The sequence below is a fragment of the Halorarius litoreus genome (assembly GCF_024362405.1).
GTDB classification, from domain to species: Archaea; Halobacteriota; Halobacteria; order Halobacteriales; family Haloarculaceae; genus Halorarius; species Halorarius litoreus.
The window spans coordinates 2,106,164-2,120,013 of the sequence record NZ_CP101454.1; the positions used below are offsets into that span (position 1 = coordinate 2,106,164).

Annotated in this window: 13 protein-coding genes; 8 read left to right on the forward strand and 5 right to left on the reverse strand. The window is 69.8% G+C overall.

The features are described from left to right. Positions 1-50 precede the first annotated feature (50 nt). Both NL126_RS10810 and NL126_RS10815 read left to right on the forward strand, forming a co-directional pair. The gene (locus tag NL126_RS10810; protein WP_255194885.1) at positions 51-776 is read left to right on the forward strand and encodes a hypothetical protein; all 726 of its coding nucleotides are present in this window, start codon (positions 51-53) and stop codon (positions 774-776) included. Between the two features lie 169 nt (positions 777-945). Then, the gene (locus tag NL126_RS10815) at positions 946-1,140 is read left to right on the forward strand and encodes a DUF7511 domain-containing protein (RefSeq protein WP_255194886.1); all 195 of its coding nucleotides are present in this window, start codon (positions 946-948) and stop codon (positions 1,138-1,140) included. Positions 1,141-1,150: 10 nt separating this feature from the next. Here the strand turns inward: NL126_RS10815 and NL126_RS10820 are convergent, their stop codons facing one another. Then, complete coding sequence (locus tag NL126_RS10820) at positions 1,151-1,897, reverse strand: hypothetical protein (protein ID WP_255194887.1); 747 nt, start codon at positions 1,895-1,897, stop codon at positions 1,151-1,153. Between the two features lie 151 nt (positions 1,898-2,048). Here NL126_RS10820 and NL126_RS10825 point away from each other — a divergent pair, with 151 nt between their 5' ends. Continuing rightward, positions 2,049-3,422, forward strand: a complete 1,374-nt coding sequence (locus NL126_RS10825) for a CapA family protein (RefSeq protein WP_255194888.1) — start codon at positions 2,049-2,051, stop codon at positions 3,420-3,422. Positions 3,423-3,515: 93 nt separating this feature from the next. Here the strand turns inward: NL126_RS10825 and NL126_RS10830 are convergent, their stop codons facing one another. Then, complete coding sequence (locus NL126_RS10830; protein WP_255194889.1) at positions 3,516-5,741, reverse strand: lipopolysaccharide biosynthesis protein; 2,226 nt, start codon at positions 5,739-5,741, stop codon at positions 3,516-3,518. Positions 5,742-5,778: 37 nt separating this feature from the next. Beyond that, positions 5,779-6,960 carry a bifunctional sugar-1-phosphate nucleotidylyltransferase/acetyltransferase gene (gene glmU, locus NL126_RS10835; protein WP_255194890.1) on the reverse strand — a complete coding sequence of 394 codons (1,182 nt, stop codon included), beginning with the start codon at positions 6,958-6,960 and terminating at the stop codon, positions 5,779-5,781. Positions 6,961-7,202: 242 nt separating this feature from the next. On the opposite strand from glmU, the gene NL126_RS10840 reads away from it, so the two are divergent. Genes NL126_RS10840 through NL126_RS10855 form a run of 4 tightly spaced genes read left to right on the forward strand, consistent with a single transcriptional unit; the run spans position 7,203 to position 10,607 of the window. Next, positions 7,203-8,081 (forward strand): DUF4129 domain-containing protein, encoded by an 879-nt coding sequence (locus NL126_RS10840; protein WP_255194891.1) that lies wholly within the window; start codon positions 7,203-7,205, stop codon positions 8,079-8,081. Next, complete coding sequence (locus NL126_RS10845) at positions 8,078-8,671, forward strand: DUF7269 family protein (protein WP_255194892.1); 594 nt, start codon at positions 8,078-8,080, stop codon at positions 8,669-8,671. The genes NL126_RS10840 and NL126_RS10845 overlap by 4 nt, the downstream gene beginning before the upstream one ends. Next, positions 8,668-9,936: a DUF58 domain-containing protein gene (locus NL126_RS10850; RefSeq protein WP_255194893.1), complete on the forward strand. Its 1,269-nt coding sequence runs from the start codon at positions 8,668-8,670 to the stop codon at positions 9,934-9,936. Before NL126_RS10845 ends, NL126_RS10850 begins: the two co-directional genes overlap by 4 nt. Continuing rightward, entirely contained in the window at positions 9,933-10,607 is a 675-nt protein-coding gene (locus NL126_RS10855) for a DUF7519 family protein (protein WP_255194894.1), read from the forward strand. Before NL126_RS10850 ends, NL126_RS10855 begins: the two co-directional genes overlap by 4 nt. Positions 10,608-10,610: 3 nt before the next feature. Here NL126_RS10855 and NL126_RS10860 read toward each other — a convergent pair whose 3' ends face one another. Both NL126_RS10860 and NL126_RS10865 read right to left on the reverse strand, forming a co-directional pair. Further along, positions 10,611-11,213, reverse strand: coding sequence for a hypothetical protein (locus tag NL126_RS10860; RefSeq protein WP_255194895.1), 603 nt, complete (start codon positions 11,211-11,213; stop codon positions 10,611-10,613). Positions 11,214-11,276: 63 nt separating this feature from the next. Next, positions 11,277-12,248 (reverse strand): AAA family ATPase, encoded by a 972-nt coding sequence (locus NL126_RS10865; RefSeq protein WP_255194896.1) that lies wholly within the window; start codon positions 12,246-12,248, stop codon positions 11,277-11,279. A gap of 384 nt (positions 12,249-12,632) precedes the next feature. On the opposite strand from NL126_RS10865, the gene NL126_RS10870 reads away from it, so the two are divergent. Next, positions 12,633-13,706: a hypothetical protein gene (locus NL126_RS10870; protein ID WP_255194897.1), complete on the forward strand. Its 1,074-nt coding sequence runs from the start codon at positions 12,633-12,635 to the stop codon at positions 13,704-13,706. Positions 13,707-13,850 lie beyond the last annotated feature (144 nt).

Sequence of the window (13,850 nt, forward strand, 5' to 3'; positions counted from 1 at the left end):
TCGACCGGGGGCGCGGTAGGTTTTCCCGCGCTCGCCCCCTACGTCGGCCGATGACGGCACTCGATGCGGTCTGTACCGACCTCCGGTCGCGGGGGTACACCATCGACCGGTCGGCTGACCGAGGGGTGCCACCTGCGATTGCTCGTGGCGGTGACGCGCCCACGGCGTTCACCAACCTCTCCATCGCGGTCGAACCCGTAACCGGCGACCCGACGACGCTCGTCGAGCGAGCCGCCCACGCTGCGCGCTCTGACCGCGCGGTGCTGTACGTGATGGGGTCCGAGACCGCCGCCGCAGTCCGGGACGTGCTCGCGGAACCGCGGTTCGTCCGCGAGGAACGCGACGGCTGCCGCAGCTTCTACCACGTCCCCGACCGCATTCGACTCGGCGACGGGTTCGCCTGCGTCCGGGCGGACGGCCCACAGACGTGGCGCGAGGACCCGCCCGGCGAACTCGGCGACGGTGAGACCCACCCGCTGGTCCTGCTGGCCGACGGCGAACCACTGGCTGCGCTCGATTCGGTGGCTGCCCTCACCTGTCCCAGTCCCGACGTGACAGCGTTCCCGTACCGCTATCGCCGTGTCGACGGGACGTTCCGGGTCGAGCGCCACGACGGCCGCGAGGTCGGCCGATATCGAACGCTACGGGCGATGAAGGCGAACGCTTACCGGCCGGTTCCGGTGCCGCTGGTCCCCGAGCACCACCTGCAGTGGGGAACCCCCGCGATGGCGCTCGCCGTCGTCGACGGCGGCATCGAGTACGAGCGGTACCGCTGACCGTTCACTCCGAAGTAGTCACCTGCTTCCGCACGCAGTCGGTTGGTCCCGAGCCGTGTGATAGCGCTGTCCCCCGGTGGGCCGGTCGAGGTCGCGGACTGTGTCCCGTGCTGTCAGGTGGCAGCTATTCAAATACCCGTCCACCGTTCGGGTGGGCAGGTGTTCCAGAATGGCTGCCGCTGACCACAGCGACCTCCCCGTCTCCCCCGCCGACACGTACGAGCTGTCCGCGACGCTCCACCGGACCGACGACGGGACCGTCCTCTGTACGATCTACCCGACGGATGCCGAGCCGGACGCACAGCAAACCACGTGGGTCTGTGCGAAGGAAGGGTTCTTCGTCTCACTCGACGCGATTCGGTAGGCGGCGGGAGCTATCGCCCGCGACGGACGACGAGCACGCCCGACAGCAGCGCGACAGCGAGGAGGCGACCCAGTTGCTGGAGGGCGGACAGGAGCCCACTCACCAGCCCCGCGTAGGCCATACTGTTCTGGCTCTGATTGAAGCCCGAACTGGTCGACGTGGGCGTCGGCGTAGTCGTCGCCGTTGCCGTCGGCGTCGGTGAACTTGTCGGCGTCGGGGTCGGCGTCGGGGTCGGCGTCGCCGAACTCGTCTGGGTCGGCGTCGGGGTCGGTGTTGATGTCGGTGTCGCCGTGTCGTCGTCACCACCGATGTCGATGACGCCACCGTCGTCCTCCGTCGACGTGGGCGAGGACGTGGGCGTCGGACTGGTCCCCGTCCCCGTCGACGTCGCCGTGTCGTTGCCGAACAGGCCGCCACCGTCCGTCGGCGTGGACGTGGGCGTCGGGGTGGGAGCGGGCGTGGCGGTGGGTGACGCGGTCGGCGTCGCCGTGGTGTCGGTCGACTGGACGGTGCCCGATGCGGCGTCGGTCGGCGTCGCCGTGTCGTTCACCACCGGGCCCTGCGGTGCGACCGCGCCCATGCCCGAGATACCGACGACGACGCCCAGTCCGATGACGAACAGTGCCGTCCCGATCAGGAACAGCACCGCCTGTCCGGGAACCTTCGATGGCGTTCCACCGCGCGCGGCGAGCGGGTCGCTCTCCTCGCCGGCGTCGGCAGCTGGGGCGGGTCGGTCGTCGTCGGTTGCCACGTCCATCGTCACTGGTCGGTCGCGTCATAGCCGCATTATTATCTGTTGGATAAATTGAACGAGCTACCCCCCAACTACCGTTTCGTGCGGCGAGCATGCGGGATTGTGGGCTGCGTAACTAAGATGCTCTGTAGGGTAGCCCGTCGTGAGACCATCTATGACGCAACCGCCCCCAGCAGGGCAGACTGACGCGGACCACCGCCTGTTCGTCGCTGGCGACGTCATCTGTCCCCCGGAGCTGTCAGCCCCGTTCGTCGCTCCGGCTCTCCAGCAGCGCATCGAGCAGGCGGACCTGTCGGTCGTGAACCTCGAAGCGCCGGTCGACCCGAAATCCGACCCCATCGAGAAGTCGGGGCCCGCCAAGCGCTCGGCGGCGGACACGACCCCGTTGCTCCGGGAGGCCGGGTTCGACCTCGCGACGCTCGCGAACAACCACGTGATGGACTACGGAGCCGATGGGCTCCGGCGAACGATTCGCGAGTGCGACCGCGAGGACATCGCGACCTGTGGGGCTGGCGGCGACCACGACGCCGCGCTGGAGCCCCACCGAACGACGCTGGGAGACACGTCCCTCGCGGTGTTCAGCGTCTGTGAACAGGAGTTCGGGGTGGCCGACGCGGCCTCGCCGGGCACGGCGTGGGGGTCACATCCGTCCGTGCGTCGGCGCATCGCCGAGGAGTCGCGACGCTCGGACGTGGTCGTCGTCGTCGCGCACGGCGGCGTCGAGTACGTCCCCTTCCCGCCGCCGCAGCGCCAGACGCGCCTTCGCGAGTTCGTCGAGGCCGGCGCGGACCTCGTCGTCGGCCACCACCCGCACGTCCCACAGGGATGGGAAGTCCACAAAGGGACGCCCATCTTCTACAGCCTCGGCAACTTCCGGTTCGACCAGCCGAACCGCCCGAAGACGAGCTGGGGGCTCGCCCTCGACGTCGGCATCGCGGACGGCGAGACCCTCGACGTCGACCTCGTGCCCACGGAACTGGTCGACGGGACGGTCCAGGAGGTCGACACCGACCGCGCCGTCGACGAACACCTCCAGTACCTCTACCGGGTGACCGAGCGCACCGCCCCGCAGGACACGCTGCGAGGCTACTGGCAGGAGACCGCGATGCAGTTGTTCGACCAGCGGTACTCGAACTGGCTCCGCCGCGGGACCGGCGCGCGGGCTCGCGACCAGGTCACGACGCCGACTCAGCACGTCAGCACCGAAGCCGCGTGGGGCGAGGGTCGCCGCGACGAGATGCTCGTCCTGTTGAACCTGTTCCGCAACGAGTCGCATCGGTCGGTCGTCGAGACGGCGCTCGCGCTCAAGACGGGCGACTGCGTGGACCACCGCACCGAAGAGATCCGCGAGGAGGTCCGTGAGCTCGTCGCCTGGACGGAGGACCGACCCTTCTACGACACCCCGTCGCCGCCGCGGGCGAAGCTCGCTGCACTCGGGTCGCTACTCTCCGAGCGGCTGCCGACCGGCTCGGAGAACACGTCCGACGACTCGTACCTCCCGCACAGCGGTGACGGCGGGAGCGCCTGAAACTGGACTGCTCGACGTCTCGCGTCCGATCTGTCTCGACGCTAGCCCGTTTCGATTCTCCGCATCTGAGAGGGGGCTCCTCGTCCGATAGCCTCAGCCCCGCCGCCCGGCCAGCACGAGCGCCGCGACGCCCCCAGTCCACGGAACGAGCGTGCGTACCAGGCTCCAGAGTCCACCCAGCATGGCGCTGGGAGAGGACGTGCCGGTGGCCGTGGCGGTCGGCGTCGAGGTCGGCGTCGACGTGGGAGTAGCCGTCGCTGTCGCCGTAGCGGTCGGTGTCGAGCTAGGGGTCGCCGTCTCGGTTGCCGTTGCCGTGGGGGTCGCCGAGGCGGTCGGCGTCTGGCTTTCGGTCGGTGTCGGCGAGGCGGTCGGGGTTGGGGAGGGAGTCGCCGTCGGCTCCGGCGTATCCGGCGGATCGGTCGGGCGCGGCGTGGACTCTCCAGTCGGCGACGGACTCGCGGTCGGAGCGGCCGTCGCGGTTCCGGTCGGGGTCCCCGTCGCGGTTCCGGTCGCCGTTCCATTTGGTGTCGCCGTTCCCGGGGTCGAACTGGCCGTGGCCGTCGGGCTCCCCGTGGGCGACGCCGTGGTCGGGCTGGCCGTCGGTGTGGCCTCCCCCGTGTCCGCGGGTGTCGGGGTCGCCGTGCTGGTGATGTTCGTCGACGAGATGTCCGGGGTCGGGTCGTCGACGCCGACGGCGACGACGATGCCGGCGGCGAACAGCAGGATGCCGCCGACGAGCAGGAGGCGGTTGAGCAGGCGTTGCGTCCGCTCGATGTTGAACGACAGGCGAGACCGCCGCTCGCCAGCCAGCGGTGAGTCGAACCGGCGCACGCGGGGGCCGACGACCGGCACCGAGACGAGCACCGAGCGGACCTCCTCGACGTCGATGGCACCCGTCGCGAGCGCGAGCACCGCGTACAGGAGGAACCCGACCGGCGGCACGACGAGGAGTGCGAGCCAGCGGTTACTGAGGGTGAGCGTGAGGCCGACGATGGGCACCGTGGTCAACACGCCGGTGAGTGCGATGCGGCCGAGGCGCGCGTCGGCGAACGGGTCGTAGCCGATGCGACGCGCCCCCCAGTAGTGGAAGAACGGGAGCGAGCCGTAGCCGATACTGGTCGCGACGGCCGCTCCGACCATCCCGTACCGGGGGATGAGCAGGGCGTTCAACACGAGATTCAGGACCGCTGACGCACCCGTCGCTCCGATGACGGTCTTCAGTTCGCCCTTCGCGTGACTGATGGAGAAGATGGGGCGGGCGACCGCGAACCCGAGCGTCCCCGGGAGCAACAGCACGACCGGGAGCGCCGCCGCCGCGTAGTCCGAACCGAGGTACAGCGGGACGAAGTCGAACGCGAGCGCCCCCAGCCCGACGGCCAGCAGGAGCGTGAACAGCAGCGTGTAGCGCGTCGCCTTCGACGCCATCTCGGTCACCTTCTCGACGCGGCCCTCGTTCCAGAGGCTCGACGTCTCCTGGATGAGCACCGACTGGACAGATCTGGGAACGAGCCAGAGGAACTGCACGATGACGAGCGCGCCCTTGTACACCCCGGCGGTCTGGCTGTTCACCATGTCGTTGACCATCAGGATGTCGACGTGGTACATCGACGTCAACAGGAAGATGTAGACGACTGTGAGGGAGTTGAAGCCGAACAGCTCCCGCTTCGGGAGGTCGTCGGGCAGCGGCTGGACCAGCTGACGCAGCGACACCTCCCGGCTGATGAAGTAGAAGGCGACGATGAACGCCAGCGAGCTGGCGACGATCTCGCCTGCGAGGACGCCCTCGACCCCGAACCCGAGCGCCGCGAGCCCGACGGCGACGATGCCGAACGTCACCTTGTGCAGCACCTTGATGGGCTCGGAGACGTGCTCGAGTTCGAGCCCCATCAGCGCCCGGCGGATGTACTCGCGGAACTGCGCGGCGAGCGTCAGCACCGCGAGCAGGTAGAAGTACGGCCGGAACGCGGGGCCGAACCCCAGCCCGAGCTTGGAGATGAACCCCGTGTGTGCGGCCACGGCGAACAGCACGGCGGGAATCACCGCGAGCACGAACGCGACGCGGAAGTAGAAGCCGAAGACGCTGCTCGCCCAGTCCGCCCGGTCGCGGTCCTCAGCGAGGTACTTGCGGACGCCGCTGTTGATGCCGGAGCTGACGAGGATCATCAGGAGGCCGAACACCGCCATCACGACGCCGTACGCGCCGTACTCCGCTTTCGTGAGGAAGTGGACGAGCGCGGGCGTGGTAAGGAACGACACCAGGATGACGCCGATACGGCCCCCCGCGATGGAGAGGAACGCGGTGACTGGATTGCGTTTCATGGCGATATCGAGCTGGGGTCGTGGCCTCGTGGCTGGGTCACCGGTCGCGGGAGACGGTCTCGCCGGCGGCGGTCGTCGCGCCGACCGAGAGCGTCACCCCCGGGTCGAGACTCGTGTTCACGCCGGTCTTGGCGCCGTGACCGGCGACGACGCCGAACTTCCGTCGCCCCGTGGAGACGCGCTCGCCTTTCACCGTGAGGCGGACGTCGGCTCCGTCGTGCCGAAGGTTCGCGACCTGGGTTCCGGCCCCGAAGTTCACGTCGCGGCCGAGCACGCTGTCGCCGACGTACGAGAGGTGTGACACCGACGCGCCGGCCAGCAGGACGCTGTTCTTCACCTCACAGCCGTGGCCGACCGTGGCGTCGGGGCCGACGACCGTCGCCCCGCGGACGTAGGCGTTCGGTCCGACGGTCGCCCCGGACTGGACGAGCGCCGGTCCCTCGATGACGACGCCCGCCTCGATGGTCGCGCCCGCCTCGACCACGACCGTTCCCCGAAGGTCGGCGTCGCGGTGGACCTCGCCCCGGACCCTCCGGGTCGCCTCGGCGAGCTGGCGCTCGGTGGCTTCGAGCAGCTCCCACGGTCGGCCGACGTCCATCCAGCGGTCGAGCCGGACCGGCCGGACGGTGTGGGTCTCGGCGATGCTCGCGAGCACGTCCGTGAGCTCGTGTTCCCCGCGCTCGCTCTCGGGCACCTCGAGCATCTCGGCAGCGTCGGCAGGGAAGTGGTACGCGCCCGTGTTCGCGAGGTCGGTCGGCGGGTCGTCCGGCTTCTCGACGATGTCGGTGACGACGCCGTCGTCGACGCGCACGACGCCGTAGTTCGTCGGGTCCGCGACCTGGTGGACGCCGACGCTCGGGCCACGGTCGACCAGGTCGGCGACGCTCTCGAGGTCGTACCGGTTGTCGCCGTTCAGCACGAGGAACGGCCCGTCGAGGTACTCGCGGGCCGCCAGTACGGCGTCGGCGGTGCCGCGCTGGTCGGCCTGCTCGGCGTAGTGGACCGGGACGCCACGGTACCGGTCGCCGAAGTGCGCCCGGACGCCCTCGGCCCGGTAGCCGACGATGAACACGAGTTCGTCGACACCGGCCGCGACGGCGACGTCGGCGACGCGCGCTGCCAACGGTTCGCCCGCCACGGGGAGCATGGGTTTCGCCACCTCCTCGGAGAGCGGCCGGATGCGTGTCCCCTCACCGGCCGCCAGAATCACGGCTTGCATTGTCGTTGGACGCCGTTCCCGCTCGTCGGGCTTTATTACCAGACAGCTAATCTCTGGGGGGTCGTTCAGATTCTCGGTGGCTAGTCCAGAGACGGTCAGTCCCTGGCTCGTAGAGGCCTCTGCCGGCCGATTGCGCCGGCGTTGCGGCGCACGACGCCGTTAGGTGGCCGATAATAATGCTCAGCTACCGACGTGTGCGAAACGAGTAACTGTGGTCGTCTTGCACTCAGAGGTGGTTCGCGGTGAACCGTGATAGCTATCTGACCGTCCTGCTCGCCGTCTGTTGTATCGGGGCCGCGGGTATGGCCTCGACGACGCTCGCGTCGTCGCTCTCGGAAGACCCCGACGACGTCGTGGACGTCGACTACTCGAAGCTCCCCATCGGGAAGGACGAGGGGAACTCGGTCCGCGGCGCCGTACAGAACGAGGAAGGAACCCCGCCCGAGGGTGGGAGCGATTCCGAGGACAGAACTGATCCCCAGGGAAGCACCGGTGGGGGAGACAGCGACCGTTCCGAGTCGTCAGCACCGGACGAGCAGTCGAGCGGCGACGACGGGGCCGAGTCGAGTGACAGCCAGTCGGCGGACGGATCTGGCGGCGGAGAGACCGGCGAGTCGGGGTCGGGCGGTGGGACCGGCACCAGCGGTGTCGGCGCCGGCGGGTCCGGCAGCGGCCGCGGACCGGGAACACCCGCGGTGAACTGGCTGTGGAACCTCCTCGAACAGCTGCTGCCGTTCCTCGTGCTCCTCGTCGCGGCGGCGCTCGCGTACCGGTACCGCCGGAACCTGCTCGCGCTCGCCCTGGCACTCGCGGCGGCGTTCGGTGACCGGACGCCCGACCGTGACCGGACGGCGACCCGCTGGCCGGCCGAGCGGCCGTCGAACGACGTGCACCGCGCGTGGGTCTCGATGGTCGACCGACTCGACCTCGACCAGCCACACACTCGAACCCCCAGCGAGTGTGCGAGCGCGGCGGTCGAGGCGAACATGGACCCGTCGGCGGTCCAGACGCTGACGGACGTGTTCGAAGAGGTGCGGTACGGTGAGAAGCCGGTGACCGACGAGCGACGACAGCGGGCCAAGCGGGGGCTCGACCGCCTCCGCGGAGGTGAGACGCGATGAACCGCGGCCGGGTCGTCCTCGGTATCGTGGGGCTCGGCGTCTTCCTGCTGGGCGTCGCCACCGTCGTCGCGCCGTCGACGGCCACCGCGCTCCCCGTCGAGGGCGTCGTCGACCTGCTCGGCGGGCCGTACGTGTTCGTCGCGGCGTTCGGCGTCGTCGCCTTCGTCGTCCTCCTGGGCGTCATGGGTGCACGGGCCATCGACGGGCTCGACGAGGCCACGCCGCCGGACCCCGAAGACGTGTATCAGGTTCCCCAGCCGGGCCACGAGTTCGACGCGTTCGTCGACTCCGGCGGCGGGCTGACCGCTCGTATGCTCGGCAATCGACACGAGCGAGCACGCACGCGGGTCCGGCGGACGGCGCTCGCGACGCTGGTTCGAACCGGCGGGATGAGCCGCAACGAGGCCGAAGCCGCCATCCGCGAGGGGACGTGGACCGACGACCCCGTGGCCGCGTCGTTCCTCTCGACGCGACAGCGGCCGGGGCTCGGCGAGCGACTCGCTGCCGCCGTCCGCGGGGAGTCGTCGACTCAGCGAGGCGCACGCCGCGCCGCCCTCGCGGTCGCACGGTACGACGAGGTGTCGCGATGACGACCGTTCGCCGCACCCGTCGCTGGCGTGGCGTCGTCGCGGTCGCGCTGTTCGCCGGCGCCGCTGGCGTACTGTTCAAGCGCCCGCTCCCACTGCTGTTGGCGGTCGTCGGCGTGGGCTACGCCGCCTACCCGCAGGTGCCGTCACCGCCGACGGTTTCGCTCGACATTGACCGTCGTCTCGACCCCGACGACCCGGCCGACGGCGAGCCGGTGACCGTCGAGGTCACCGTCACGAACACGGGCCAGTCGGTGCTGCCGGACCTCCGCATCGTCGACGGCGTCCCGCCGATGCTGTCGGTGAGCGACGGGACGCCCCGACACGCGACGGCGCTCCGGCCCGGCCGGCGGGCGACGTTCTCCTACGAGGTGACCGCCACGCAGGGAACCCACCGCTTCGAGCCGGCGACGGTCGTCGCCCGCGACGTGAGCGGGGCGACGGAGGTCGAGACCGAGGTGGCCGCCGACACCACCATCGAGTGTACCGCGGAGGTGCCGGAGGTGCCGCTCCGCCAGCAGACACAGCAACACGTCGGGCGTATCGTCACGAACGACGGCGGGAGCGGCGTCGAGTTCCATCGCACCCGCGAGTACCAGCGCGGTGACGACATGAGCCGCATCGACTGGCGCCGGTTCGCCCGAACCGGCGAGTTGACGACGACGGAGTTCCGCGAGGAGCGGGCTGCGAGCGTCGTCCTCTGTCTCGACGTTCGGGCCTCCGCGTATCGGTCGCCCGAGGAGGGTGAGCCACACGCGGTGGCGCACGAACTCGCGGCGGCCGAACAGCTCCTCGCCGAACTCGCAGAGACGACCGACTCGGTCGGGCTGGCGACGCTCGGCGGGCGCGAGTCCTGCTGGCTCCCGCCGGGCGCCGGCCGCGACCACCTGCTGCGCGCGCAGCAACTGCTCGCGACGCACCCCGCGCTCTCGCCGTACCCGCCGGAGTCGTCCGACGAGGCCATCGACGACCAGGTGCTCGACCTGCGGCGCCGCCTCGGGACGGACACGCAGGTCGTCCTGTTCTCGCCACTGCTCGACGCCGGAGCCGTCTCGGCTGCGCTGGCGCTGGAGGCGGCAGGCCACGCCACGACGATCATCTCGCCGGACGTCACGGATGGGGACTCGCCCGGGGCGCAACTGGCACGCGTCGAGCGCCGTAACCGGCTCGACACGGTCCGTGAGGCCGGCGTCCGGGTCGTCGACTGGTCGCCCGACGTGGCGTTGGGAACGTCGCTGGTTCACGCCCAGGAACGGTGGTCGGCGTGACCGACCGCGACCCCCTCCCGCTCGGGAGCGCGCTCTCGCTGTGCTCGGCGGCCGTCGCGACGGCGCTCGTGGCCACGACCGGCGTCCAGCGAACCGCGCTGCTCGCGACGGTCGGTGGTGTGGCCGTCGTGGCCCTCGGGATCCGACTCGCGCGACACGGACACCGCCTGGTCGGGGGCCTCCTCTTCGTCGCCGGCGCCGGTGGAGTCGCCATCGGGTTCAGCCGAGGGCTGTCCACCACGCCGTCGTTGCAGTTCGAGATCTACCCGGCGCTCGTGGGCGTCACGCTGCTCGGCCTCGGCCTGGCGCCGGTGCGCCGTGGCTGGGAGCGGTGGTTCGTCACCGCCGGCAGCGCTGCCGTCCTCGCGGCCGTCGTCACGAGCGGCGTCGTCCGCGGGACGGCGACGGTCCCCATCCTGCTGGCGGGCGTGGCGACGGTCGTCGCGTGGGACGTCGGCGAGCAGGCGGTGAACCTGAGCAACCACGTCGGCACCGATGCGCGGACCCACCGCGTCGAACTCGTCCACGGCGCGGCGGCGGTCGGCGTCGGTGTCGCCGCCGTCGCGATGGCGCTGTTCGTCCAGAACGTGCACGTGACCGGCGTGCCGCTGTCGGGACTCGGCGTCCTGCTCGGTGCGACCGTCGTCCTCACGACGGCCCTCTACAACTGAGGGTCAGAAGGAGTAGTTCTCGAACGACGCCGGCTCGGTGCCCTGCTGTTCGAGTCTGATGCGTCCCTCCTCGAGGTCCGCGAGCATCACCTGCCCGCCGTAGCCGGTGTCGACGCTGTGCCCGCGAACGACGACTGCCGACGTTCCGTCGACGTCGACCTCGGCCGAGGTGGTGAACCGACCGTCGGTTCGCGTGCTGTCGAACTCCGTGCGGGCGAGGCGCTCACCGCCGAGGGTTTCGAGCTGCCACCAGTCGGCGCCGGACTCCGACGGCGCCAGTGTCACGAAGAACGTCCGCGTCGAGCCGTCGGTCTTGTACTGGAAGCCGGTGACGTGCGTCTCGCTGGTCTCGCCAGAGGGTGTCGGCGTCGCCGTGCCGGTAGCGGTCGCCGTGTCGGACGACGAGTCGGCAGCATCGCTCTCGTTTCCGTCCGTGTCGCCCGGGACGACGTTCGAACAGCCCGCGAGCAGCGTCGCCGCGACACCGCCGCCCGCGGTGAGGAGCCGCCGCCGGCTCTGCCGTGGTCGGCGCGTCTGTGCCTCGTTGGTTGCGTCCTCGGTCCGCCGCTGGGGGGTCCCGGTACCGTGACCGGTGTCTCCTGGCATGGTTCGGTGAACTGCCAGATGGGCGTTTATTATTCAGCCGGTAACCGCCGTGTGACGCCCCGGTCAGGCGGCCGTCGTCTGTGGCTCGTAGTCGATGGTCGGCACCGGGAGGTCCTCGAGGATGTCACGGACGACGTCCGCCTTCGCGACGCCGTTCACCCGAGCATCGGCCGTGAGTACGAGCCGGTGGGTGAGCACGTCGGGGGTGACGGCCCGCACGTCGTCGGGGGTGGCGTAGTCGCGGCCCTGGACGGCGGCGTACGCCCGGGTCACCTCGAACAGTCGCTGGGTTCCGCGGGGCGAGACGCCGGCTTTCACGCGGCTATCCTCGCGGGTCGCGCGCGTGACGTCGGTGATGTACCGGCGAAGGTCACGCTCGACGTGGACGCGCTCCGGGGCCTGGTGCAGGTGCCCGATGGTGTCGTTCGAGCAGACGGTGTCGACCGTGGGCGACTGGTTGGTTCGGTCGGCTCGACGGTCGAGCAGTTCGAGTTCGCCCGCGTCGTCGGGGTAGCCGAGACTGGTCTTGATGACGAACCGGTCCTTCTGTGCTTCCGGCAGCGGGAACGTCCCCTCCTGCTCGACGGGGTTCTGCGTCGCGATGACGAAGAACGGCTCCGGGAGGTCCCGGCGCGTCCCGTCGACGGTGACCTGTCCCTCCTCCATCGCCTCCAGCAGGGCGGCCTGCGTCTTCGGCGACGCCCGGTTGATCTCGTCGGCGAGGACGATGTTCGCGAACACTGGACCGGGGTTGAACTCGAACTCGCGGGTCTTCTCGTTGAACACGTTCGTCCCCGTCACGTCGTTCGGGAGCAGGTCTGGGGTGAACTGGATGCGCGAGAACGAGAGCCCGAGCGCCCGGGCGAAGCTCCGGGCGGTGAGCGTCTTCCCGGTGCCAGGCACGTCCTCGAGGAGCACGTGCCCCCGTGAGAGGTAGCCGGTCAGGATGCGCTCGAGGATGTCGCGGTCGACGATGACCGCGCCCGAGATCTCGTCGAGGATTCGGTCGCACTGCTGCTGGACCGTGTCGTCCATATCTCGGGGTGGCCGTCGCGCGGGTTTGTTATGGGTGGCGTAAGCGCCGTTCGGTGGTATCGCCCGACGACGCCGACCCGACACGGAGCCGGAACAGGCCGGACGCACCCTCGGTGGGCGCGACCGTAGGGACGTCCACGCCAGTCGACTTCGGGGGGTGCCGGCCGCGTGGGATTCACCCCCGGTATCTCTCGGATTCCCGAACTGTTTCGGGCTCCACCAGTTCACAGATACGTCGGGAGCCGGGTATCTCTGGAGGTTTATGACAGCGTCTCCGATTCGCCAGAACGTCGTCTCAGAGCCGCTGCTGTGACAATTCGGGCGTTACCTGCTGAATAATAACACCCCTGCCGTCGGCATATGGGGCCGCATTCCACACGAAAAATGACACGGAGACCAACAACGAGTGTCGCACTCTCGACACTACTGATACTGTCGACGTTCGTCGGTGTCGTCGCGCTCCCGATGGCCACCGGAGCGGTCGACGCACGGACGACTGCCCACGACCCGGCTGCCAACTACACGTTCTCCCCGGACAACCACGCGCCTGGAGTCGAGAACGGTGCCGCTGAGCACTACGCGGTGGGGCTGGAGAAGGACCTCACCGCGTTGCACACGGTCGTGGTCAAGTCGGAGGCGTTCAACTTCGCCGACTGTAGTGCGGCGAAGACCGACGCCTTCGGTATCGACCGCGGGAACGACGACCCCGGGACGCAGACGGACGAGAGCCTGCTGAACAAGTACAAGGGCATCTCGTTCCAGGACGACAAGATCGTCGTCGAGTTCTACAAAGAGGAAGGCGCGGTCACGGGCGAGACGGTCGGCCTCGCGACGGACGACCAGATCGTCGCCGCTGGACGGAACTGCTACGACAACCCGGACCAGAAGGGCTGGTACCAGGTTACGGGGAAGCTGAACGGCAGCACCAACGACAACACGCAGACGGACTACGAGATCAGCGTCAAGACGCACTATATCTACGTCTGCGACTGTGACAGCCGGCAGGAGGCCGTCGAGAAGCTCGGCCCGCCACCGTCCGAACAGGGCGACGACGGCGGTTCCTCCGACGGCGGCGCTGACGACGGCTCCGGCGACGGCTCTGACGGTGGTGCCAGCGAGCCCACGGCAACTGCCACGCCCGAGTCCGGTTCGGACGACCCGACCGCGACGGCGACTGCCACGCCGGGTGGCGGTGACGACAGCACGACCACCTCGTCGCCCACCGACGACGACACCGAGTCGACGACCACGGCCACGGGAACCAGCGACGGTGATTCGACCACGACGTCGACGGCCACGTCCGGCCCCGGGACGGCTGACACCAGCGCGACAGCCACCGACGACAGCAAGGCCGACGTGTCGACACCCACTGAGAACAACGGGCCCGGCTTCGGCCTCGCGGCCGCGTTCGGCGCGCTCCTCGCTTCGGGTGCGCTCGCGCTCCGCCGCCGCGACTGAGGTCGCTCCGTCTTCCCGTTCCCCTGTCCATCCCCCGTTTTTCGCGTACGACGTCTGGCAGCTCGACAGCGTCACCGCTGGCTCCCGCGTCTTGCTCCCGCCCGTGACACGTCCCTCGCTGTCGGGGACGACGTGGCGCTTATC